The following is a 21240-nucleotide window of genomic DNA, read 5'->3' on the forward strand; positions in this document are numbered from 1 at the left end:
CTCGCCGCTACTGTTGCGCGATGATTTCTTCGGACCCGCCGGGGGGGGGCTGGGCGACGGAAACGGGCCCGGACCGGGAGCGGAACGGACGCGGGTCGGCCGAGCTGCTCCACGGGCGGCTGACCGTGGGTTGGCCGACGGGGCCGGACGGAGTCCGCAGGCGGCGGAGCTGGCCCCGCTGGCCGCTGCGGTGGCGGCGCGGGCCGCGGCTCGGCGGACGCCGGTGTGGGGTGTGCTGGCGGCGGCCGGGTTGTGCGAGGACCCCTCGGTGGAGATGCCGAAACCCACCGGGGCGATCGTGGTGGCGTCGCCGCACACCGATCTGAAGTGGCGCGTGGCGTGGGTGGGGGACTCGACCGCGTGGACGGTGCGGGACGGCGTGGTGCGGCGGGCCACCATCCCGCACACCCTGGGGGAACGCCTGCGGCAGCAGGGCGGGTCGGAGGACGAGGCCCGGGCCAAGGACAACGTGCTGACCAAGAGCCTGTCCAGGGTCGCGGTGCACGGTGTGGAGGGCGTGGAGGTCACCGGCGAATGGCTGATCCTGGCGTCGGACGGGCTGGCCGCCCCGGCGCGGCTGAGCGCGGAGGCCCTCGCCGCGGTGATCGCCGACGCCGACGGGCCGCAGGGTTGCGCCGATCGGTTGATCATGGCCGCCCGGGAGGCCGGCAGCCGTGATGATGTGACGGTGGCCGTCGTGGCACACCCCGAACTGCACCGAGGAGTCACCAGTGGCCAGGACTGACGACAAGCGCAGCGACTGGTACCGCAACACCGTCGAGGACACCCAGGAGATTCCGATCATCGACGACGAGCCGGCGCCGCCGCCCCAGGCCGGATGACCGGTCGGGAGAGCCGACCTTGCCGATCGCCCTCGTCGCCGTCCCGGTCACCGGGGTGGTGTGGTGAGCCTGCCCCTGCGGATCCTGCTCGGGCTCGCGCCCCAGCTCGTCCTGATCGGCGCCGTCGTGGCCGGGACGGTGATGGCGTATCACGGCCAGGCCCGCAGCGCGCTGTTCGTCGGGTGCGTGGTCGTCGCCCTCGCGGCGATCGTGGGGTTCGTCCTCGTGCAGCAGGGGTTCTTTTTCGGGTGGCCGGCGGGGATGCTGATGCTCGTCGCGACCTTGGCCATGGTGGGGTGCGCCGTGTTCGGGGTCCGCGACCGCGTGCTGTACGAGCGGGGCCGGGACGCCGACTGCCGGATCACCTCCTTCGAACTCAGGAGCCTTGGCGACGCGACCAACGAGTTCGTGTACGGCCTGGCCTGCCGCGGCGCCGGCCCGCCGGCCCTCGTCGAAGGACAGTCGGACAACCCCCGGCCGGTGGGCAGTCGCGTCGCCGTCCGCTACGACCCCGTCGAGACCTCCATCGTCTCCGCGGACGGTGACCACGGCGACGGCCAAGCCCTGTTCATCCTGGCCGGCATCGCCGCGGCGGTGTTGCTGCTGGCCGGCCTGGTAGCGGCCGTACTCGACTGACCAGCGGCTCAGCTACTGGGATAGGCGCACGCCCAGGCGGAGAGTGGCTTCGGCCGTGGGAGCGACCGACTCCTCCCGAAGGAACCGGCCGACCGCCTCGGGAGTGAAAGGCAGCCCGGAACGGACGACCCGCCCCTCGGCGTTGACGTCCACGGCGTCGTCAAGGGAGTCGACCACCGCCATGGTCAGGATGCTCGCGGCCAGCGTCAGCGGATCCATGCCGATGCCCAGGTAGGACAGCGGCACGTCCCGGAACGGCTCGTAGCACGAGGCCGGCGGATCGACCAGCTCCGGCCCGCCGAGCACCTCCTCCGCGTACTCACGAGCGACCAGCCGCCGCAGGTCCAGGTCGCCGACCGTGTTCTGGCCCGATGGCTGGAACTCCCCGGTCGGCACCAGGCCGTGGACGCCGCCGTTGGTCGCCACCTTGGCCGGATCCCGCCACTGCACCAGGAACCGGCCGTCCCGGCTGACCAACAGGGTCTGCACGTCGGGGATCACCGACCGACCGGCGAGGTCGAACGGATCACCGAGCCGGTCCCGGAACGCCGAGCCGCCGGCGCAGAACTCGTGAGCCAGCGCCTCGGCGGTGTCCAGCTTGTCGAAGTACAGGCCGGGACCGAACGTCAGGTGCCGGCCGGAGATGCCCAGCAGCCGGTAGCAGGGCCGGTTCTCGAACAGCGCGGGCCGGTCGATCCCGCCGATCGCCGTGCTGTAGGAGGAAAAGCCGGCAGGCAGGAAGTTTGGCGCCGGCACGGAAACCGCCGGCGACGAAGCCCACGACAGCCGGAGATCATCTACCGGCACCGGCTCGGACGGCGCCGACAGGGTCAACAGCGGCGTCAGCGACGACGGCGGGTAGCGGCGCGCGGCCTCACGGGAGAGCTGTCCACGGAACTGGTTGAGTCGTCGGCGGACCGCCAGCCACTGGTCGACGGCGACGGTCACAGTCGTTCGAGTTCGGCGGCGCGGCGGAGGTCCTTGGGGCGGCCGACGGCGCAGCGCATGGCGATGAGGTCCTCGCGGCGCAGGTAGTGCACGGCGAGACCGTCCACATCGGACACGGTGAGGGCCCGGGAGAGGAAGTCGCCGACGGGCAGGGAGCCCCACGGCAGCGAGGGGGTGCAGAGGTCGCCGCTGGCCTGGGCGGACTCGAACTGGACCTTGGGCAGCGAGAAGGCCGGTAGGGCCAGGGGCACGGGGCGGAGGTCGTCGTCGACCAGACAAGCGCCCACGGAGGAGAAGGCCTCGACGAGGGCGGGAGCTTCGGCGGGGGAGCCGGACCAGAGCAGGTCGAGGTCGCCGGTGAGTTCACGGGAGCCGTGCAGGATGCCGGCGACCTGGCCGATGACGGCCACGCTGGCGCCGCAGGAGTGGAAGGCCCGCAGCAAGAGGAAAGGGTCGAAGTTGCGGGCGCTGTCGGTGGCGATGGTGCCGGCGTCGTCGTCGGCGTCGTCGTGGGACAAGCCGGTGGCGGGACGGTCGGCGGTGACAGCGCGGGTCGACGCCACAGCCTGGCGCAACAAGTCCAAAGGGCCCATGCAGGGCATGCAACATCAAGACCGGACCGGAAGCACGCGGTTTTCAGCGCGACAGCCAGGCGTACCAGTCGGCCAGCCCCTCGCCGGTGCGGGCGGAGACGGGCAGCAGCGGGGCATGCGGGTTGACCTGGCGCAGGGCCCGCAGGAAGCGGTCCTGGGAGAAGTCGAGGTACGGCAGCAGATCCACCTTGTTGAGCAGGACGACGTCGCCGGTCCGCACCAGGTGCGGGTACTTCAAAGGCTTGTCCTCGCCCTCGGTGACGGACAGGATCACCACCCGGCCGGTCTCGCCGAGGTCGAACAGGGCGGGGCAGACGAGGTTGCCGACGTTCTCCACGAACACCACCGAACCGGGAGCGGGGTCGAGCGAGGCGAGGGCCTTGCGGACCATGACGGCGTCGAGGTGGCAGCCGGCGCCGGTGTTGACCTGCACGGCGGCCACGCCGGTGGCCTGGATGCGGTCGGCGTCGAAGGTGGTCTCCTGATCGCCCTCGATGACCGAGCACGGCAGCCCGAGCTCACGGACGGTGCGTTCGAGCAGAGTGGTCTTGCCGGAGCCGGGCGAGCTCATCAGGTTGTAGGACCGCACGCCGATCGACGCCAGCCAGTCCCGGATGTGGCCGGCCAGGTGGTCGTTGCGGGCCAGCAGCCGCTCCTCCAGGTCGATCACGACCCCGCCACCCTGCTCGTGGCTGTGATCGTCACACCCGCACGTCGCGCACATCGGGCTCCACCTCCACGGCCTTGATCAACAGCTCCATGCCGGCCAGCACCTCGACGTCGCTGGACCCGCACGGGCACAACAGGATCGGGTCGTCGGTGAGGAACTCCGCGCCGCAGTCACGGCACAGCGCCCGGCCGCCCGGCTCCACGATCTCCAGCCGGGCGCCCTCGACCGACGTCCCGGCCACCACGACGTCGAAGCAGAACCGCACCGAATCCACCACGACCCCGGCCAGCTTCCCGATCTCCAACCGCACCATCACCACCCGGCGATCACCCAGCCGGGCAGTGATCGTCGAGACGATGCCCTCGGTCAGCGACAGCTCATGCATGGGTCAACAGATCCGCGGCAGAGGATCGCCGACCAGCATGTCCACGATCCGAGTCCCGCCGAACGCGGTGTTGAGCAGCACCATGCCCGGCTGATCGGCCTCGACCCGCCCGATCACGGCCGACTGCGCCCCCAACGGATGCGCCCGCATGGCCGCCAACGCCGTCGAAGCCTGATCAGCGGCGACGGCAGCGACGAGACGCCCCTCGCAGGCCACGTACAGGGGATCGATGCCCAACAGCTCGCTGGCCCCCCGCACCTCGGCCCGCACCGGAATGGCGTTCTCGTCGACGATCACCGACACCTGCGCGTCGGTGGCGATCTCATTGAGGATCGTCGCCACCCCGCCCCGAGTGGCGTCCCGCATCGCGTGCACGCCGCTACAGGACGCCAGCAGCTCGGCGACCAGGCCGTTCAACGGGGCCGTGTCGGACACCAGGTCGGCCTCGATGTCCAGCTCGCCGCGGGCCAGCATGATCGTCACCCCGTGCTCGCCGATCGGCCCGGAAACCAAGATCGCATCTCCGGGCTGAACTGCGGAAACACCTAGCGAACCGGAGCCTTCGATGATTCCGACGCCGGCCGTGTTGATATAGCAGCCGTCGGCCTTGCCCCGCTGCACGACTTTGGTGTCGCCGGTGACGATCATGACGCCGGCCCGGTCCGCCGCCGCCCGCATCGAGGCCACGATCCGGGTCAGGTCGGCGATCGGAAAGCCCTCCTCCAGAATGAAGCCGCAGGTCAGGTACAGCGGCGTAGCACCGGACACGGCCAGGTCGTTCACGGTCCCGTTCACCGCGAGGTCCCCGATGTCCCCGCCCGGGAAGAACAGCGGCGACACCACGTACGAATCCGTGGTCAACGCCAACCGAGCATCTCCGACCTGGAGCCGGGCTGCGTCCTCCAGCGGCGCCAGCAGCGGGTTGCTGAAGGCGTTCAGGAACACGGCCTCGATCAGCGTGTGGGTGGCCTTGCCGCCGGAGCCGTGCGACAGGGTGATCCGCTCCTCCCGCACCTTGGCCGGCCGCCGCCGCTGCCGCTCGATCCGGTCCAGCACCTGCCGTTCGCGGTCGATCATCCGATGCTCACCTCCTGCACCCGCTTGCGGCTGAACCGGCCGAAGTTGTAGTAGGCGGCGCAGGCGCCCTCGGGAGAGACCATGCACGTGCCGATGGGCGTCTCCGGCGTGCAGGCGGTGCCGAACACCTTGCACTCCCACGGCTTCAGGACGCCCTTGAGCACTTCGCCGCACTGGCAGGCCTTGGGGTCGGCGACCCGCAGCCCCGGCACCTCGAAGCGCGCCTCGGCGTCGAAGGCGGCGTACTCGTCCCGGACACGCAGCGCCGAGTGGGAGATGAAGCCCAGGCCCCGCCATTCGAAGTAGGGCCGCAGCTGCATGGTCTGGTTGATCACCCGCAGCGCCACCGGATTGCCCGCCCACGGCACGACCCGCGAGTACTGGTTCTCCACCTCGGAGCGGCCCTCGTGCAGCTGCACCATCAACATGTAGATCGACTGGAGGATGTCCAGCGGCTCGAACCCGGCCACCACCACCGGTTTCCCGTACGAGGCGGCGATGAACTCGTACGGGCGGCAGCCGATCACCGTGGACACGTGGCCGGGCCCGATGAAGCCGTCCAGCCGCAGGTCGGGGGAGTCCAGGATGGCCTTGATGGCCGGAATGATCGTCACGTGGTTGCAGAACACCGAGAAGTTGTCCAACCCCTCGCCGGCCGCCCGCAGCAGGGTCATGGCGGTGGACGGGGCGGTGGTCTCGAACCCGATTGCCATGAACACCACCTGCCGGTCCGGGTTCTGCCGGGCCAGCTTCAACGAGTCCAGCGGCGAGTACACCATGCGGATGTTGGTGCCCTCGGCGTTGGAGTCGAAGAAGTTTCCGCCGCTGCCGGGCACCCGCATCATGTCCCCGAACGAGGTCATCAGCACGTCCGGCTGCCGGGCGATGTGGATGGCGTCGTCGACCCGGCCCATCGGGATCACGCACACCGGGCAGCCCGGCCCGTGCACGAGCTGCACCTGCTCGGGCAGGTAGTCCTCCAGCCCGTGCTTGTAGATGGTGTGGGTGTGGCCGCCGCAGACCTCCATGAACTTGTAGCGCCGCCCCGGCTCACACAGCCCGGCGATCTTCGACGCCAGCGCCCTCGCCTTGTCGGCGTCGCGGAACTCGTCGACGAAACGCACGGCTCACTCCTCGATCCGGGAGGCGGCCAGCGCGGCCATCTCGTCCTCGTAGGCCTTGCCGATGGACTCCAAGAACTCCATCGCCGCCCGCGCCTCGGCCTCGTCGATCTTGGACAGCGCGAAGCCGACGTGGATGAGCACCCAGTCGCCCGGGGCGAGGTCCTCGCCCTCCAGCAGGCCGATGTTGATGGCCCGCTTCACGCCGGAGACGTCCACCTTGGCCAGGTCGGGCCGGTCGGCGAGGATCTCGATGACCTCACCGGGAATGCCCAGGCACATCACACACCTCCACGAGTTCGAGCACCGTCCGCACGGCCGCGTCCACGGCCGCCGCGACCAGCGGGGACAGTCCGATGTGGTCGGTCACGCTGGCCGGCTCGCAGCCCACCAGCAGCACCCGCGGGCAATGGCCGCCGAGCATCGCCAGCAGCCCCATCACCAGGTCTGGCTGCATGCCATGGGCGTCGACCGAGGGGGCGGGCTCGGTCACGGGATCCAGCTCCACCACGTACACCGTGCCGGGGGCGTCGCCGCGGGAGGTGGCGTCGACGAGGATGGTGGTGTCGTAGCCGTCGACCAGGTCGAACGCCAGGTGCATGCCGGACACGCCGTAGTCGCGGACCTCCACCCCGGCCGGTAGCTCCACAGTGGACAGTCGGCGCGCCACCTCGACGCCGAAGCCGTCGTCCCCGAGGAAGATGTTGCCCACGCCCGCGATCAACACACTCGCTGTGTTGGACGGTTCGCTCGCAAGCTCACTCACCGTGCCACCTCGCTGACGCTCGGCGGCTCGCTGAGCCGGCTCGCAGCGTTGAATGGTTCGCTCGCAAGCTCACTCACAGGGGCTGCACCTCCTCGGCCGAGAAGTACCGGAACCGCCCGTAGTCGGGGTCGAGGTCGCCGTCGATCGTCACGGCCACGTGCAGCTCGCCGTCCACGTCGTGCAGCACGGCCTGCACGGTGGCCTCCCGCCCCTGCAGGAACATGTCCTGGGCGTCGGCCCGGCGCTGCCCAGGACGCAGCCGCACCCGAGAGCCCCGAGCCACCCGCACACCGTCGACGATCACACTGTCGGTGTCGGGATCCACGGTCGTGTCGGCGCCCGGGTCCCACCACGGCTGCTCGCCGGTCACCGAGCGCAGGTAGCGGATGGTGCCGTGCAGGCGATCCAGCAACTCCGGCGGCATCGAGTCCACCCGGTCGACGATGCGGGCGGCTCGGGGGTCGGTGGCACGGGCCTCGCGCTTCTCCTCGTCGGTCAACGCCATCGTGCGCAGGGTGAGGATCTCGTCGATCTCCAGCCCGTCGAACAGCTCCCCGGCGCTCTCCTGCGCGATCGACGGGTAGTCGTAGAGGATGATCGGCGAGGACAGCACCGTGCCGGCGTCGCCGACCAGCACCGGCCACGTCCGCTCGCAGCGGCACTCCTCGACGGCGCGCTTGGCCCACTCCGGCGGGTCCACCATCGACACGAAACGCCCGGGGGACACCGACATCACCGTGTGCGCGGCGATCATCGCGTGCCGCAGCGCCTCGTCACGGCCGCAGGACTCCGCGCCGGAGACATTCGCCACGGTGATGGAAAGCCGTGACGCCCCATACGGTCCCGGCAGCGCGTCGGCCCGCACCCGCAGCTCCCCGGACAGCGGCCACCGGCACCGCACCACCCGAACCTGCGGCGAGGGCTGCTCCTCCAGCGAACCGCCGTCGACCGTGAACGGCACGGTGTTGTCCCCGGCCAGCAGGTCGGCGAACCGCAGCACGGCGTCGACCTCCTGCTCCACGGCCTCGTCCCAGCTGGTCCACTCCGTGTCGCCGACCATCGTCGACGGCACCTCCACGCCGTCGACGAGCACGCTTCGGGCCTGGACCTGGAGGAACCGCAGCCGCAGGTGCAGGGAGCTGTGCAGCGACGGCTCCACCAGCAGCTGCGTGACGCAGTTCGACGGCTCGTCCGCGTAGGAAGCCGGCATGAGCACCCCGAACTGCCAGCGCAGCTGGTTCTTCACCGCCGACGCCCGGTACGGGTACAGCAGATACCCCTCGTACAGGACGGCATCCGCGACCGCCCGCGCCTGCTCCAGGCTCACGGCGACGCCTCCTTCAACAGGGCCCGGATCGCGTCGTCCCAGGTGGGGATGGCATTGGCCGCCTTGTACCGCAGCATCGCGTCCACGGTGTCGCGGTCGAGCCGGATCCACGCCCCGTGCGGGAAATAGGCGTCCATCAGCTCCCGCCACACTGTCACCGGCATCCGGTACGACGCCTGCTGATGCCAGGGGATCGGGTGCACCCAGAAACCCTTGTCTCCCTTGGCGAACACGGTCCCGGAGAACAGCAGCACCAGGGGCACGACGCCGTCGTCCAGGGCGTGGAAGTACTTGCCGGCCGCCACCTCCAGGTCGTACGTGCACGGCACCTCCAGGTCCACCTCGGCAGCACCGGTGAAGCTGGGGACCATCACGGAGGCGGTGGTGAACTGCATCGGCTTGAGCGTCTCGCCCCACCGCGACCGGTCCCCGAACAGGGAGGTCAGCAGCTCCGCCTCGTGCTCGGCGTAGTGCCGCAGCTGGGGCTCGATGCGGATCTGCACCCGCAGCGCGATGGCGTGCACGTCGGCCGCGTTGACCTCGGCGATGTGCAGCCGGAACACCAGCGCCGGGCCCACGCCGTAGCGCAGCGGGTGCACGTCCAGGCACTCGAACGCGAGCTCAGCCACGGCCTCGCCCCCGCAGCTCGGCGAAGAACCCGTCGATCTCCCGCCACGCCTCGGTGCCGCCGTCGAAGCCCTTCCAGTTCAGCCGCACCAGCCCGACCAGCCGGTAGCAGGCGTCGATCGGCACCAGGAACCCCTCGAACGTCTCGCCCTCCACGTTGATCAGCAGCGCCTCCACGTCCGGCGCCAGATCGGCCAGCACCGGGTTGTCCGCCATGAGCTGGGTCCAGGAGTCCAGGGCCAGCAGGGATTCCGTCGCGCCGGCCGGGCTCGGGTAGAACGCCGCCGGTGCGCCCAGCTCGGAGTTGGTGAACACGAACGCCATCCGCACCGGGATGCCCGCCGTCTCCCACCACGCCCGGCCGCCGACCAGGTCCGGCATGTGCACGTACCGCTCGGGGACGGCGCGGTGCTTGCCGGCGCTGGCGTGCGTGAACAGCAGATAGCACGGCCGGCACGCGCACAGGATGGCCCGCGACTCCACGTTGACCACGTGCGAGTGCTCATGCTCGATGGGGCGCGCGCACATCTCGCAGCGCTCCTCCGGATCCACCGGAGGGCGCCGCGCGAAGCGTCGTAGGCCGGAAGTCATGTCGAGACCGCGACCCGGATCGTGCCGTCGTCCGAGGCCAGCAGCGGCAGCGGGTCCAGGTGCCCGTTCCCGTTGACCGCCCGGCCCGCCGCCACCACGTCGTAGCTCGCTCCGCATGACGGACACGACAACAGCCGGCCGTCGAAGTGCCCACCGGACAACGCCTCTTGACACGCCGCGCACCGGTCCCGGTACGCGTACAGGGTCCCGCCGGCGTTGCACACCACCGTCGCCGCATCCCGCACCCGCGCCGAGGAGACGGCCCCGGGCGCGACCATGTCGGCCTCGCCCAGCTCCACCCACGACGCCTTCTCCGCCGTGACCAGAGGCAGCAGCGGCCGTCCGCCGGGCCCGGTCTCCAACGGCACCACGCCTTCGACGTCGATGCGCACGATCTCCGGGGCCGCGTGCTCGATGGCCTGCTCGATCGCCAGCTTCACGGTCACCGTCGAGGACGGGCAGCCGTCGCAGCTGCCGCCCAGGGCCAGCCGCAACACGCCCTCGTCGGTGATCTCCACGAAGCTCACGTCGCCCGAGTGCGACCCCAGGTAGGGCCGCACCCCGTCCAGGGCGCGCTGCACCCGCTGCTCCAGGCTGTGCGGGTGCAGGTCGTGCACCACCAGCACCCCGGCGACGATCTGGTCGGCGGCCAGGCGCTCCAACGCCGGCTCCGGCGTCAGCTCCACGATCCGCTCCAGCGCCGTGCCGTAGAACTCGACGACTGTGCGGACCAGCTCCTCCGCGCGGGCGGCGAGCGTCGGGTCGGCGAGCGCCTCGAACTCGGCCAGCAGCCGCTCGACGCGGTCGCCCACCTCACCGGCGGAAGCCACCCGTCACTCCCCGAGGGCGGAGCCGAAGGCGTGCGGGGTGTGCAGCTTCTCGATCACCTTGCCGGTGGACAGGTTCATGTGGACCCCGCACGGCAGGCATGGGTCGAAGCTGCGCACCGCCCGCATGATGTCGATGCCCTTGAAGTTCTCCTGGGTGTTCTCCTCGAAGATCGGCGTGTTCTGCACGGCGTCCTCGTACGGGCCGGCCGTGCCGAAGGAGTCCCGCACGCTGCCGTTCCACGGTGTGGGCGGGTACGGGTGGTAGTTGGCGATCTTGCCGCCGCGGATGACCATGTGGTGCGACAGCACGCCCCGCACCGCCTCGGTGAAGCCGCAGGAGATCGCCTCGTCCGGCACGGTGAACTTCTCCCATGTCTTGGTGTTGCCACCTCGGATCTCACCCAGCGCCTGCTCCACGAAGTGCAGCGCCATGCCGGCGGCGTAGGCCTGGAAGTAGGTGCGGGCCCGGTTGCGCTCCAGGGCGTTGCTCCACTGTGGAATCTTCCACTCGAAGCTGGCCGCCGGCTTCGTTGCGGTGCGCGGCAGGTCGATGCGCACCGAGTGCCCGGTCGCGTTGACGTACGGGGTGTGCACCATGTCGGCCAGCGCCGTGACCCACAGCCGGGCGATCGGGCCGCCGCCGGTGTCCAGCGCCAGGTGGTCCTTGCCGTCGAACCAGCGCGGCGACATCGTCCACGAGTACTTGTTGTCGAAGTCCCGCTTGGCCGGGCGGGGGATGGTGTGCTGGTTCCACGGGTGCCGGCGGTCCACCGGGTTGCCCAGCGGATCGGCCGTCACGAACATCTCCTGGTCTTCCCAGTCCTCGTAGAACGAGGAGCCGAGCAGGATCCGGATGCCCAGGTTGATGTCGACCAGGCTGGTCGTGACCAGCTTGCCGTCGACCACGATTCCGGGCGTGACGAACATCTTGCGGCCCCAGTCGGCCATGTTCCGGTAGCTGAAGTCGCAGTAGTTCGGGTCGTTGAGCGACCCCCAGCAGCCCAGCAGGACCCGGCGGCGGCCGACCTCCTCGTAGCCGGGCAGCGCCTCGTAGAAGAAGTCGAACAGGTCGTCGTGCATCGGCACGACCCGCTTCATGAACTCCACGTACCGCATCAGCCGGGTCAGGTAGTCGGTGAACAGCTGCACCGTGGCCACGGTGCCGACCCCGCCCGGGTACAGCGTGGACGGGTGCACGTGCCGGCCTTCCATCAGGCAGAACATCTCCCGCGTGGACCGGGACACCTGTAACGCCTCGCGGTAGAACTCGCCCTCCAGCGGGTTGAGCGAGCGCATGATGTCGCCGATGGTGCGGTAGCCGTGCTCGGCGGCGTGCGGGCACTCGGTGCGGTTGGCCAGCTCCAGCACGCCCGGATTGGTCTCGCGGACCATGCGCTCGCAGTAGTCCACGCCGACCAGGTTCTCCTGGAAGATGTTGTGGTCGAACATGTACTCGGCGGCCTCGCCCAGGTTGATGATCCACTCGCCCAGGTGCGGCGGCCGCACGCCGTAGGCCATGTTCTGGGTGTAGACCGAGCAGGTGGCGTGGTTGTCGCCGCAGATCCCGCAGATGCGGCTGGTGATGAAGTGCGCGTCGCGCGGGTCCTTGCCCTTCATGAAGATGCTGTAGCCGCGGAACACCGACGAGGTGGAGTGGCACTCCACGACGCGCTTGGCCGGCCAATCGATCTTCGTGTAGATGCCCAGGCTGCCCACGATCCGGGTGATCGGGTCCCACGACATCTCGACGAGGTCGTTCTTCGAGGTGGTCATCGCCGGGGCCTCCCTACGACCAGGACTTGGTGTAGCCGGTGTGGAGCTCCTTGCCCTTCGTGCGCCACTTGGGCTCGCGGTTGGCCTTGCGCAGCGTGATGCCGCGCAGCCGCCGGATCACCGACCCGTACGCGCCGCTGGCCGCGGCCGACACCCGCGCGCCGGGCGGCTCGTCCATGAACGGCATGAACTGGTCGGGGAAGCCTGGCATGGTGCAGCCGATGCAGATGCCGCCCACGTTGGGGCAGCCGCCGATGCCGTTGATCCAGCCGCGCTTGGGCACGTTGCACTTGACCACCGGGCCCCAGCACCCGATCTTGACCAGGCACTGGGGGGAGCCGTACTCGTCGGCGAACTGGCCCTGCTCGTAGTAGCCAGCCCGGTCGCAGCCCTCGTGCACGGTCGCGCCGAACAGCCACTGCGGGCGCAGCTGCTCGTCCAGCGGGATCATCGGCGCCTGTCCCGCGGCCAGGTACAGCAGGTACAGGATCGTCTCGGACAGGTTGTCCGGGTGGATCGGGCAGCCCGGCACGCACACGATCGGGATGCCGGCCTTGGACGTCCAGTCCCAGCCCAGGTAGTCGGGCACGCCCATGGCTCCGGTCGGGTTGCCGGCCATCGCGTGGATCCCGCCGTAGGCCGCGCACGTGCCCACGGCCAGCACGGCCAACGCCTTGGGCGCCAAGCGGTCCAGCCACTCGCTGGTGGTGATCGGCTGGCCGGTGGCCGGGTCGTTGCCGAACCCGCACCAGTAGCCCTCCGACTTGATCGACTCGTTGGGGATCGACCCCTCCACCACGAGCACGAACGGCTCCAGCTCGCCCGCGTCGGCCTTGTGGAACCAGTCGATGAAGTTGTCGGCGCCCTGCTCCGGGCCGCACTCGAAGTCGATCAGCGGCCAGTGCACGGCGATCTTGGGCAGCCCCGGTAGGGCGCCGAGCACGATCTCCTCGATGCTGGGCTGCGTCGCCGCGGTCAGCGCGACGGAGTCCCCGTCGCAGCTCAGACCGGCGTTGATCCACAGGATATGGATGGGCTGTTCTTCGGTGGTGCTCACTGGTCATCACCCCTGAGCCGGTCGAGAACGAGTTCCCACAGCGCGTGGTAGATGGTGGTCTGGGCCTCCTGCACGCGGTGCACGGAGGCCGACGGCACGGTGAACAGGTGGTCGATGGTGTCCAGCTCGGCCATCCGCCCGCCGTCGTAGCCGGCGATGCCGACCGTGAGCAGCCCGCGCCGGCCCGCCTCGTCGAAGGCGGCCAGCAGATTGGCCGAGTTGCCGCTGGTCGACAGCCCCACCGCGATGTCGCCCGGCCGCGACAGCGCCGCGAGCTGCCGGGCGAACACCACGTCGAAGCCGATGTCGTTGGACAGCGCCGTCACCACGGCGATGTCGTTGGTCAGGCACAGCGCCGGCAGCGGCCGCAGCCCGCCGCCGGGGGACAGAAACAGGGCGGCGACCTCCTGGGCGTCGGTGGAGGAGCCGCCGTTGCCGAACGACAGCAGCCGCCCGCCGGCCGCGAACCGCTCGGCCATCTCCGCCGCGCACCGGGCCATCCGGTCGCCGTCGGCGGCCAGCACCCGGGCCCGCAGCTCGGTGATCTCCCGCGCCTTGGCCACCGTGGACGCGCTGACCTGGGCCAGCACCGCCTCCAGGTCGACCTTGTCGGCGTACAGGAACGGGTAGAGCGCCTCGACGTCGGTCATCAGGACCCTTCCTCGATGACGGCGATCGCCTCGCCGGCGTGCACCAGCACGGTCGCGCCGATGTGGGCGTCCACCAGGGCGACGCTGACCTCTTCCCGCCCCGAACCCGTCTCCACGACGGCCAGGTCGTCGGCCAGCAGCTCGACCACGGTCACCTCGACCGCGGTGTCGCCACAGGTGATGCAGCTGTTATCAGTGCACCGAGGTAAGTCACCCGATCCGGTGGTCATCGCAACATCGCCGGCTCCAGCACTCCTGGCTGCTCGAAGAACACGTGCACCAGCTCCCACAGCACGTGGTACGCGGTGACGTGCACCTCCTTGATCACCCGCGGGTCGTCCGAGCGGGCCACCAGCATGTGCTCGGCGGCCCGCTCGGCCACGATCCGGCCGCCGTTCCCGCCGACCAGCGCCACGGTCAGCATGCCCACGGCGCGGGCCTGCTCCAGGCCACGCAGGATGTTGGGGCAGTTGCCGTCGACCGACAGCGCGAGCGCGATATCGGCGGGCTCGGCCAGGAACCGGATCTGATGGGCGAACGCCTCGTCCAGGCCGACCGCGGTCAGTGTCGCCACGTCCGAGGTCAGCGAGACCGCCGGCAGGGCCCGCTTGCCGACGATCACCGGGTGCACGAACTCCACGGCGACGTGCTGGGCGTCGGTGGAGCAGCCGCCGTTGCCGAAGACCACGAGCTTGCCGCCGCGGTGGAAGCGCACGGCCATGGCGTGACAAGCGCGGGCAACTTCCTCGGCGTGCCCGGCCAGGTCGTCGATGGGGGCGGTGCGACGGTCGAACAGCGCGCGGGGACTCGCGCCGTCGGGTGCCCGCGACATGCGGGGTCACTTCCCTCGTGGTGGGAGGTAGTGCGGGACAGAACTGTCCCCACACTAGAACTGTCGCCTAGATCACACAACCAGCTGTTGATTTTGATGGAAACGTGTGATCACCGGCTCTGTTCCAGGGTGCCCGGCACGTCGTTGCCCGCCGCGGCGATCGCCTTGCGCACGTTGACCAGCAGCAACAGCACCAACCCGATGACGAAGAACGCGATCAGCGAGAAGATCGCCGACCGGTAGCTGCCGGTGTTCTGCAGCACCAGCCCGAACAGCAGCGGGCCCAGCGCCGAGGTCCCCGAGCTGGAGATCTCGAACAGGCTGAAGTACTCCGCCTCCTTGCCGGTCGGGATCATGCTGGCGAACATCGACCGCGACAGCGCCTGGCTGCCGCCCAGCACCAGCGAGATCCCGATGGCCAGCAGGTAGAACTGCACCGGCTGGTGCGGCTGCAGGAAGTACGCCAGCGTGATCAGCACCGACCACACCACCAGCGACCAGGCCACCACCCGCTTGGCGCCCCACCGCTGCGCCAGCCTGCCCAGCAGCAGCGCCCCGCCGAACGAGGCGAACTGCACCAGCAGGATGGCCGAGAGCAGGATGTTGTCGTCCAGCTTGAGCTCGTTCTGCCCGTAGTCGGCGGCCAGCGTCGTGGTGGTCGCGATGCCGTCGTAGTAGACGAGGTAGGCCAGCAGGAACAGCAGCGTCCACGGGTACAGCCGCAGATGCCGCAGCGTGTCGCCGAGCTCCTTGAAGCCCGCGGTGATCGCCGAGCCGGCCGCCGGCGCGTGCTTGTCCGCCGACATCGGCATCTTCCGCAGCACCACCGCCGGCACGATCATGAACGCCGCCCACCACACACCCGCGCTGCACAGCGACAGCCGTGCCAGCTCGGACTTGTCGGTGATCAGGAACGACGCGACGAGGTTGAGCGCCAGCAGCGAGCCGCCGCCCAGATAGCCCACGGCCCAGCCGACCGAGGACACCGCGTCCCGCTCGTCGGGCCCGGCCAGGTCCGGCAGCAGCGAGTTGTAGACCACCCGCGCGCACTTGTAGGTCAGAAACGCCACCATGAACAGCACCGAGCCCAGGACCCAGTCCGTGAGCCCGACGAACACCATCGCCACGCAGGCGATCGCGCCGATGTAGGCGAAACCGAACAGCAGCTGCCGCTTGCGGCCGGTCCGGTCGGCGAAGGCCCCGACGATCGGCATCAGCACGATCAGCAGCACCGAGCCCAGCGACACCGTGTAGGTGAACAGCGACGCCGGCGCGATCGGGATGCCCAGCACGTGCAGCCGGCCGTTCTCGCCCACCGCGTGCTCGGCCACCGACGGCAGGTAGCGGCTCATGAACACCGCGAGCACCGTCGTCTCGAACACCTGGGCCGCCCAGCCGTAGCTGTACCAGCCGAAACGCAGCCGCTTGATCGCCGGCGCGCCGGCAGCCCCAGTCGTGGCCTCAGTCATCGCTGCCTTCCGGCGTCGTCGTCGGGTGGTGCCGAACGGTATCGGTGATCATGGGCCGTCAGCCATGCGGGTCACCAAGTTGTGACTGCACCGCGGCGGACCTACCGTCGGTCCGTGATCACCCGATCGCCGCTGGTCACCGCGGCACTGCTGGCCGTGTTCGCGGTCCTGTCCGCCGGATCGGCCGCGGCCGATCCGAGCAAGCAGGACTGGGCCCGACTGCGGCTGTGCGAGTCCTCCGACTCCTACACCGCCGTGTCCGCGGACGGGAAGTACTACGGCGCCTACCAGTTCGACCTGCCCACCTGGGCCAGCGTCGGCGGCACGGGCCTGCCCAGCCAGGCCACTCCCGCCGAGCAGGACTACCGGGCCCTGTACCTGTACCGCATGCGCGGCTGGCAGCCGTGGGAATGCGGCGACAAACTCGGGCTCGTCCCCGACACCGACGCCGCCTCCCGCCGCGCGCCCACCACCGCCGACGCCGCCTACATCGCCGTGCCCATCTGGCCCGGCAAGGTGTTCCTGGCCGGCGACTGCGCCCCCGCACTGGCCACCTGGCAGCAGCGCATGGCCGCCTTCGGCTACCTGTTCGGCACCCCCGGCTGCTACGACGGCGCCACCCGCCAGGCCGTCCGCGACCTCCAGGGCGCCAACGCCATCACCCCCGGGCAGCTGGGCCGCCTCACTTGGAACGCCGCGTGGCTGGGCAACCCGCCTTTTCGTTTCACCACTCTCGGTGACCACCCCGTTATGCAGGGACTCGTTCTTCCCCGGTAATCGCACCCGCTACAAGGTCAGACTCGCTCGTATCCATTCCAAGCCGTTCATTACGCTACCGACCGTCCGTGGTATAGGATGTGGACTACACTCGATCGATCGCATACCGCCAATGCAGCCGGATACGGTGCACTAATCCGGGGTGCAGTCACTACTCTCAGTATGCTCGATCTGACTATGCTTAAATCACGGAGCGTATGATTTCTAATAGATCATGTCGATAACCGCCGTCCGCGCCGACAACCAATTCCAACAGGTTTCGCGAGACTGCCGCGTCGTAAAAAGCGAACACTCTTTTAGCCTTGCGTCCTTCCCTGCATCAGGACCTAGGCGGGCCAGGCGCCCCGTGATTGCAGAACGTCACGGAGCAGGTCCGGCCGGTCGGTGACGAGGCCGTCCACACCGAGGTCCAACAACTCCCGCATCTCGGACTCGGTGTCCACGGTCCACACGTGGACCTCCAGGCCCATCTTGTGCGCGCGGCCGACGAACCGGTGATCCACCACCCGCAACGGCCCCTGCTTCACGGGGACCTGCGCCATCTGACCGGCCACGAACCGCCCCGTGCCCAGCCACGGCCACCGACCCGACGCCCACAGCGCGCCGACCGTCAGCGGCCCCATCGAGGTGATCAGCCTCGGCCCGGCCACCTCGCGCAGCCGGGACAGCCGCGCGTCGGAGAACGACGCCAGGCACACCCGGTCCCAGGCGTTGCACCGCTCCAGCACCCGCAGCACCGGACCGGCCGCGTTGTCGGCCTTCACGTCCACGTTGAGCAGCGCCGTCGGCAGCTCCTCCAGCACGGCCTCCAGCGTCGGGATCGCCTCCCGCCCGCCGACCAGCGCCTTTCCCACCTCCGACCACGGGAGCTGGTTGATCACACCCTGCCGGTCGGTGGTGCGATCCAGCACGTCGTCGTGCTGCACGACGACCACCCCATCCGTGGTGGCCTGCACGTCGGTCTCGATGTACCGGAAGCCCTCGGCGATCGCCTGCCGGAACGAGCTCAGCGAGTTCTCCATGCCGGACAGGTCGCCGAGATGCCAGCCACGGTGGGCCAAAGCGCGCGGATACGGCCCGTCGGCCAGGTACGGATGTCCACTCTGCACAGTGCGCAGTCTGCCCCAGCGGCGTGGCGCTTTCGATCACTGCGAGATGAACGGATAACCTCGCCGCCCATGGAGGTCACCAGCACCCGGCGACGGGAGGCGACGCGGCACTGCGCGTGGTGCGGCCAACGGCTGCCCGCGGACGGCCAGTTCGGGCGTCGCCGCCAGTACTGCGCCCAGACCTGCCGGCAGCGCGCCTACGAGCGCCGCAGCGCCGTGCAACGCGGCGGGCTGCCCGAGGACGCGGTGGTGCTGTCCAGCACGGAGCTGGCCAACCTCCAGGACAGGCTGTTCCAGCTCCGGTGCGCCGCCGAGGACATCGCCACCGCGGTGGCCGACGGGGCTGAACCGGACGAACTGCACTCGATGGCGCGGGCACTGCTGGGCACCGCCACCGGGTTGGAACGCCTCCGGTGACCGGCTCGGGCTTGCCCAGTGGCCGGTGAACCGACAACTATGGCGCCGGGTGGCAAGGAGGAGCTGGTGGCGGACCACGGCGCCGTGCACAACCACGTCCTGCGCTGGGCGGACGTCGGGTTCGGGGTCACGGACCTGCACGGCAAACTGAACTGGGCGAACCCGGCTCTGGGCACGCTCATCGGCGTGCCCGCCGACCAGGCGCTGGGCCGGTCGTTGCCGGCGCTGCTGCCGGGCGCGCCCGAGGGCCCCGATCCCGGCATGGTCGTGCAGGCCGCCGGGCTGGAGGGCGACGAGCACCGCTGGCTGGAGATCAGCTGCACCGCGCTGCCCGGCGGCGACGAGCTGCTCTACCGGATCATGGACATCACCTCGTGGCGCGACCGCGAGCTGGAGGCCACCCAGCAGGCCAACGCGCTGCGCCGCGCCCAGGTGCTGGGCCGTATGGGCAACTGGGAGTGGGACATCACCACCGACCGCGTGCTGTGGTCGGACGCCCTGCTGGAGATGTTCGGCCTGGAGCCCGGCACCGAGCTGGACTTCGCCGGCTACATGGGCAAGGTGCACGCCGACGACCGGGAGATGATCGCGACCAGCCTCGCCGTCGCCCGCGCCAACGGAGACCGCTTCACCTTCTCCCACCGCATGCTCGTCGGCGTCGACAACGAGCGCTTCTTCGAGTGCTTCGGCGAGGTCATCTGCGACGAGGACGGCACGCCGGTGCGCATGATGGGCACCTGCCACGACGTCACCCAGGACCGCCGCCTCCAGGACGAGCTGCGCCAGCTGGCCGAGGAGGACCCCCTCACCGGCCTGCCCAACCGCCGCGCGCTCACCCGTGAGCTGGAGCGGCAGCTGGCCGCGGGCGGCACCGGCTCCCTGCTGCTGCTCGACCTGGACAACTTCAAGGACGTCAACGACCTGCGCGGGCACGCCGTCGGCGACCGGCTCATGCGCACCATGGCCGCCGCGCTGCGCGAACGCCTCGAACCCGGCCAGCTGCTCGGCCGTCTCGGCGGCGACGAGTTCGCGGTCGTGCTGCCCGGCTGCGAGGAGCAGGACGCCTCCGAGGTCGCCGCCCGCCTGCGCGACGCCGTCGCCGGGCTGCCGCTGGTGGCCGGGGGAGCGACCACCCGGATGACCGTCAGCACCGGCGTCGCCGGCTTCACCTCCGGCGAAGGCTGGGAAGCCGTGCTGGCCAACGCCGACCTCGCCCTGTACGCGTCCAAGAACGCCGGCCGCAACCGCGTCACGGTCTACGACCCTGGCCACTACGCCGACACCGCCAAGCGCGTCTCCGTGCAGGACCGCCTGCGCAAGGCCCTCGAACACGGCGACCTGGCCCTGCACGCCATGCCCATCGTCGCCCTGTCCTCGGGCCGCACCCTGGGCTACGAGCTGCTGCTGCGCCTGGAGGACGGCCAGTTGCCGCTGCTCGGGCCGGCCGACTTCCTGCCGGCCGCCGAACGCAGCGACCTCGTACTGGAGATCGACCGCTGGGTGTTCGGCAAGGCCATCGACACCCTCGTCGCCCACCCCGACCCCAACCTGCGCTTCGACGTCAACGTCTCCGGGCGAACCCTGGAGGACGAGGACTTCGCCGACTTCGTGCTGGACCGCCTCGCCTCCTCCGGCGTGGCCCCCGGCCGTCTCGGCTTCGAGATCACCGAGACCGCGGCCGTCACCAACCTCGACGCCGCCCGCAGCCTCGCCCACCAGGTCCGCGCCACCGGCTGCCGCATCGCCCTGGACGACTTCGGCGCCGGCTTCGGCTCCTTCGTGCACCTCAAGCACCTGCCCATCACCGGCCTCAAGATCGACGGCGAGTTCGTGCGCGGCATCGACTCCGGCACCCGCGACGCCGTGCTGGTCTCCGGCATCCTGGAGATCGCCCGCGGCTTCGACCTGTCCGTCGTGGCCGAGTGGGTGGAGCGGCCCGCGCAGGTGGAGGTGCTGTCCAAGCTCGGCGTCTCGGTCGGCCAGGGCTTCCACCTCGGCAAGCCGAAACCGCTGGGCAGCGTGCTGAAGCGGCCGGATGGGGCCTTGTACGGCGAGCTGCCGGCGGCCGAGGATGGGCGTTCCTGACCTCCGCCAGAGAAGGAAACCCCTCGTGCCCGAGGACGTCCCCGTCAAGGGGCTGCGCCGTGTCGAGCTGCGCAGCAACGACCCGGCCGGGTCGGCCGAGCACTACCGGAGCCTGTTCGGCTGGATCGTCATGCCGGCCGACGACGGCACCCTGAGATGCTGGGTCGGCGACCGGCTGGCCGCCCTGATCCGAAGACCCGCCGACTGGGAGACCCCGGGCTGGCACCCCGTCCTCGGCGGCCGGCCCACCGCGCTGCTGGCCGACCCCGCCGGCGTCACCGCCACCCTCGACCCCGGGCGCGTCCGCCACGGACCGTGGGCCCCGCCGCCCCGCCACGGCGAACCCTGCTGGCTCGAACTCGTGACCGCCGACACCACCGACGACTACTGGGCCGCGCAGCTGGGCTGGACCCTGCGGGCCGACACCGACGTCAAGCCCTTCGCCCTGTTCGACGCCCCCGACGACGCCGGGGCCCGTGCCGTCGCCGGCCGGCTGCTCGTCGACGAGGCCACCGCCGCGGGCGTCGGCGCCTCCTGGATGTGCTACCTCGCCGCCACCGACATCACCCTGGTCACCGAAACCGCCGTCGCCGGCGGCGCGACCCTGTTGATCGAGCCTCGCGAGGCCCCCGCCGGCGTCATCGCCGCCGTCGCCGAC

General features: G+C 70.3%; 25 protein-coding genes. 6 read left to right on the forward strand and 19 right to left on the reverse strand.

The window, feature by feature from the left end:
* Positions 1-130: 130 nt before the first annotated feature.
* Together KUTG_RS00200 and KUTG_RS00205 are read left to right on the forward strand one after the other, a co-directional pair.
* Positions 131-745 (forward strand): PP2C family protein-serine/threonine phosphatase, encoded by a 615-nt coding sequence (locus KUTG_RS00200; protein ID WP_043714025.1) that lies wholly within the window; start codon positions 131-133, stop codon positions 743-745.
* Positions 746-905: 160 nt separating this feature from the next.
* Positions 906-1478, forward strand: coding sequence for a hypothetical protein (locus KUTG_RS00205; RefSeq protein ID WP_157494146.1), 573 nt, complete (start codon positions 906-908; stop codon positions 1476-1478).
* 12 nt (positions 1479-1490) lie between these two features.
* On the opposite strand, the gene KUTG_RS00210 is transcribed toward KUTG_RS00205, so the two are convergent.
* The 18 genes from KUTG_RS00210 to KUTG_RS00295 form a co-directional block, all read right to left on the reverse strand.
* A complete protein-coding gene (locus KUTG_RS00210; RefSeq protein ID WP_052393595.1) occupies positions 1491-2426 on the reverse strand; it encodes a protein kinase family protein in 936 nt (311 codons plus the stop codon).
* Positions 2423-3019 (reverse strand): hypothetical protein, encoded by a 597-nt coding sequence (locus KUTG_RS00215; protein ID WP_198046931.1) that lies wholly within the window; start codon positions 3017-3019, stop codon positions 2423-2425. The genes KUTG_RS00210 and KUTG_RS00215 overlap by 4 nt, the downstream gene beginning before the upstream one ends.
* Positions 3020-3062: 43 nt before the next feature.
* A complete protein-coding gene (gene hypB / locus KUTG_RS00220) occupies positions 3063-3743 on the reverse strand; it encodes a hydrogenase nickel incorporation protein HypB (protein WP_043714031.1) in 681 nt (226 codons plus the stop codon).
* The gene (locus KUTG_RS00225; RefSeq protein ID WP_043714032.1) at positions 3721-4074 is read right to left on the reverse strand and encodes a hydrogenase maturation nickel metallochaperone HypA/HybF; all 354 of its coding nucleotides are present in this window, start codon (positions 4072-4074) and stop codon (positions 3721-3723) included. The genes hypB and KUTG_RS00225 overlap by 23 nt, the downstream gene beginning before the upstream one ends.
* Positions 4075-4077: 3 nt before the next feature.
* Positions 4078-5151: a hydrogenase expression/formation protein HypE gene (hypE, locus tag KUTG_RS00230; protein WP_043714033.1), complete on the reverse strand. Its 1074-nt coding sequence runs from the start codon at positions 5149-5151 to the stop codon at positions 4078-4080.
* Complete coding sequence (hypD, locus tag KUTG_RS00235) at positions 5148-6275, reverse strand: hydrogenase formation protein HypD (protein ID WP_043714049.1); 1128 nt, start codon at positions 6273-6275, stop codon at positions 5148-5150. Before hypD ends, hypE begins: the two co-directional genes overlap by 4 nt.
* A 3-nt stretch (positions 6276-6278) precedes the next feature.
* Positions 6279-6554 carry a HypC/HybG/HupF family hydrogenase formation chaperone gene (locus tag KUTG_RS00240; protein ID WP_043714052.1) on the reverse strand — a complete coding sequence of 92 codons (276 nt, stop codon included), beginning with the start codon at positions 6552-6554 and terminating at the stop codon, positions 6279-6281.
* The gene (locus KUTG_RS00245) at positions 6532-7038 is read right to left on the reverse strand and encodes a hydrogenase maturation protease (protein WP_052393597.1); all 507 of its coding nucleotides are present in this window, start codon (positions 7036-7038) and stop codon (positions 6532-6534) included. The genes KUTG_RS00240 and KUTG_RS00245 overlap by 23 nt, the downstream gene beginning before the upstream one ends.
* A gap of 73 nt (positions 7039-7111) precedes the next feature.
* Positions 7112-8365, reverse strand: a complete 1254-nt coding sequence (locus KUTG_RS00250; RefSeq protein ID WP_043714054.1) for a hypothetical protein — start codon at positions 8363-8365, stop codon at positions 7112-7114.
* Positions 8362-8994 carry a DUF6084 family protein gene (locus tag KUTG_RS00255; protein ID WP_043714061.1) on the reverse strand — a complete coding sequence of 211 codons (633 nt, stop codon included), beginning with the start codon at positions 8992-8994 and terminating at the stop codon, positions 8362-8364. The genes KUTG_RS00250 and KUTG_RS00255 overlap by 4 nt, the downstream gene beginning before the upstream one ends.
* Entirely contained in the window at positions 8987-9520 is a 534-nt protein-coding gene (locus KUTG_RS00260) for a DUF5947 family protein (RefSeq protein WP_157494148.1), read from the reverse strand. The genes KUTG_RS00255 and KUTG_RS00260 overlap by 8 nt, the downstream gene beginning before the upstream one ends.
* A gap of 59 nt (positions 9521-9579) precedes the next feature.
* Positions 9580-10413 (reverse strand): NifU family protein, encoded by an 834-nt coding sequence (locus tag KUTG_RS00265; protein WP_043714065.1) that lies wholly within the window; start codon positions 10411-10413, stop codon positions 9580-9582.
* A 3-nt stretch (positions 10414-10416) separates the two neighbouring features.
* Complete coding sequence (locus KUTG_RS00270) at positions 10417-12186, reverse strand: nickel-dependent hydrogenase large subunit (protein WP_043714068.1); 1770 nt, start codon at positions 12184-12186, stop codon at positions 10417-10419.
* A gap of 13 nt (positions 12187-12199) precedes the next feature.
* Complete coding sequence (locus tag KUTG_RS00275) at positions 12200-13243, reverse strand: NADH-quinone oxidoreductase subunit B family protein (RefSeq protein WP_043714072.1); 1044 nt, start codon at positions 13241-13243, stop codon at positions 12200-12202.
* Complete coding sequence (locus KUTG_RS00280) at positions 13240-13893, reverse strand: D-sedoheptulose-7-phosphate isomerase (protein ID WP_043714073.1); 654 nt, start codon at positions 13891-13893, stop codon at positions 13240-13242. Before KUTG_RS00280 ends, KUTG_RS00275 begins: the two co-directional genes overlap by 4 nt.
* Positions 13893-14123: a HypC/HybG/HupF family hydrogenase formation chaperone gene (locus tag KUTG_RS00285; RefSeq protein WP_043714075.1), complete on the reverse strand. Its 231-nt coding sequence runs from the start codon at positions 14121-14123 to the stop codon at positions 13893-13895. The genes KUTG_RS00280 and KUTG_RS00285 overlap by 1 nt, the downstream gene beginning before the upstream one ends.
* Entirely contained in the window at positions 14120-14725 is a 606-nt protein-coding gene (locus KUTG_RS00290) for a D-sedoheptulose-7-phosphate isomerase (RefSeq protein ID WP_043714076.1), read from the reverse strand. Before KUTG_RS00290 ends, KUTG_RS00285 begins: the two co-directional genes overlap by 4 nt.
* 110 nt (positions 14726-14835) lie before the next feature.
* Positions 14836-16194 carry an MFS transporter gene (locus KUTG_RS00295; protein WP_043714077.1) on the reverse strand — a complete coding sequence of 453 codons (1359 nt, stop codon included), beginning with the start codon at positions 16192-16194 and terminating at the stop codon, positions 14836-14838.
* Between the two features lie 117 nt (positions 16195-16311).
* On the opposite strand from KUTG_RS00295, the gene KUTG_RS00300 reads away from it, so the two are divergent.
* Positions 16312-16971: a transglycosylase family protein gene (locus tag KUTG_RS00300; RefSeq protein ID WP_052396497.1), complete on the forward strand. Its 660-nt coding sequence runs from the start codon at positions 16312-16314 to the stop codon at positions 16969-16971.
* A 326-nt stretch (positions 16972-17297) separates the two neighbouring features.
* Here the strand turns inward: KUTG_RS00300 and KUTG_RS00305 are convergent, their stop codons facing one another.
* Entirely contained in the window at positions 17298-18080 is a 783-nt protein-coding gene (locus KUTG_RS00305) for a glycerophosphodiester phosphodiesterase (RefSeq protein WP_043714078.1), read from the reverse strand.
* 69 nt (positions 18081-18149) lie between these two features.
* Between KUTG_RS00305 and KUTG_RS00310 the strand changes: the two genes are divergently transcribed.
* From KUTG_RS00310 to KUTG_RS60405, 3 genes are all read left to right on the forward strand, one after another.
* The gene (locus KUTG_RS00310) at positions 18150-18497 is read left to right on the forward strand and encodes a hypothetical protein (RefSeq protein WP_043714079.1); all 348 of its coding nucleotides are present in this window, start codon (positions 18150-18152) and stop codon (positions 18495-18497) included.
* A 66-nt stretch (positions 18498-18563) separates the two neighbouring features.
* Entirely contained in the window at positions 18564-20582 is a 2019-nt protein-coding gene (locus tag KUTG_RS00315) for a putative bifunctional diguanylate cyclase/phosphodiesterase (RefSeq protein WP_043727760.1), read from the forward strand.
* 25 nt (positions 20583-20607) lie between these two features.
* Positions 20608-21240 (forward strand): VOC family protein (locus KUTG_RS60405; RefSeq protein WP_052393601.1); only part of this gene is annotated, 633 nt, incomplete at its 3' end.

The organism is Kutzneria sp. 744 (genome assembly GCF_000568255.1).
GTDB lineage: Bacteria > Actinomycetota > Actinomycetes > Mycobacteriales > Pseudonocardiaceae > Kutzneria.

What these genes read in the sequence shown, in the direction of transcription:
- KUTG_RS00225 (WP_043714032.1), bottom strand. Translation starts at nt 4,074, where the DNA reads ATGCATGAGCTGTCGCTGACCGAGGGCATCGTCTCGACGATCACTGCC.
- KUTG_RS00270 (WP_043714068.1), bottom strand. Translation starts at nt 12,186, where the DNA reads ATGACCACCTCGAAGAACGACCTCGTCGAGATGTCGTGGGACCCGATC.
- KUTG_RS00285 (WP_043714075.1), bottom strand. Translation starts at nt 14,123, where the DNA reads ATGACCACCGGATCGGGTGACTTACCTCGGTGCACTGATAACAGCTGC.
- hypB (WP_043714031.1), bottom strand. Translation starts at nt 3,743, where the DNA reads ATGTGCGCGACGTGCGGGTGTGACGATCACAGCCACGAGCAGGGTGGC.
- KUTG_RS00290 (WP_043714076.1), bottom strand. Translation starts at nt 14,725, where the DNA reads ATGTCGCGGGCACCCGACGGCGCGAGTCCCCGCGCGCTGTTCGACCGT.
- KUTG_RS00280 (WP_043714073.1), bottom strand. Translation starts at nt 13,893, where the DNA reads ATGACCGACGTCGAGGCGCTCTACCCGTTCCTGTACGCCGACAAGGTC.
- KUTG_RS00310 (WP_043714079.1), top strand. Translation starts at nt 18,150, where the DNA reads ATGGAGGTCACCAGCACCCGGCGACGGGAGGCGACGCGGCACTGCGCG.
- KUTG_RS00260 (WP_157494148.1), bottom strand. Translation starts at nt 9,520, where the DNA reads ATGTGCGCGCGCCCCATCGAGCATGAGCACTCGCACGTGGTCAACGTG.
- KUTG_RS00295 (WP_043714077.1), bottom strand. Translation starts at nt 16,194, where the DNA reads ATGACTGAGGCCACGACTGGGGCTGCCGGCGCGCCGGCGATCAAGCGG.
- KUTG_RS00240 (WP_043714052.1), bottom strand. Translation starts at nt 6,554, where the DNA reads ATGTGCCTGGGCATTCCCGGTGAGGTCATCGAGATCCTCGCCGACCGG.
- hypE (WP_043714033.1), bottom strand. Translation starts at nt 5,151, where the DNA reads ATGATCGACCGCGAACGGCAGGTGCTGGACCGGATCGAGCGGCAGCGG.
- KUTG_RS00215 (WP_198046931.1), bottom strand. Translation starts at nt 3,019, where the DNA reads ATGGGCCCTTTGGACTTGTTGCGCCAGGCTGTGGCGTCGACCCGCGCT.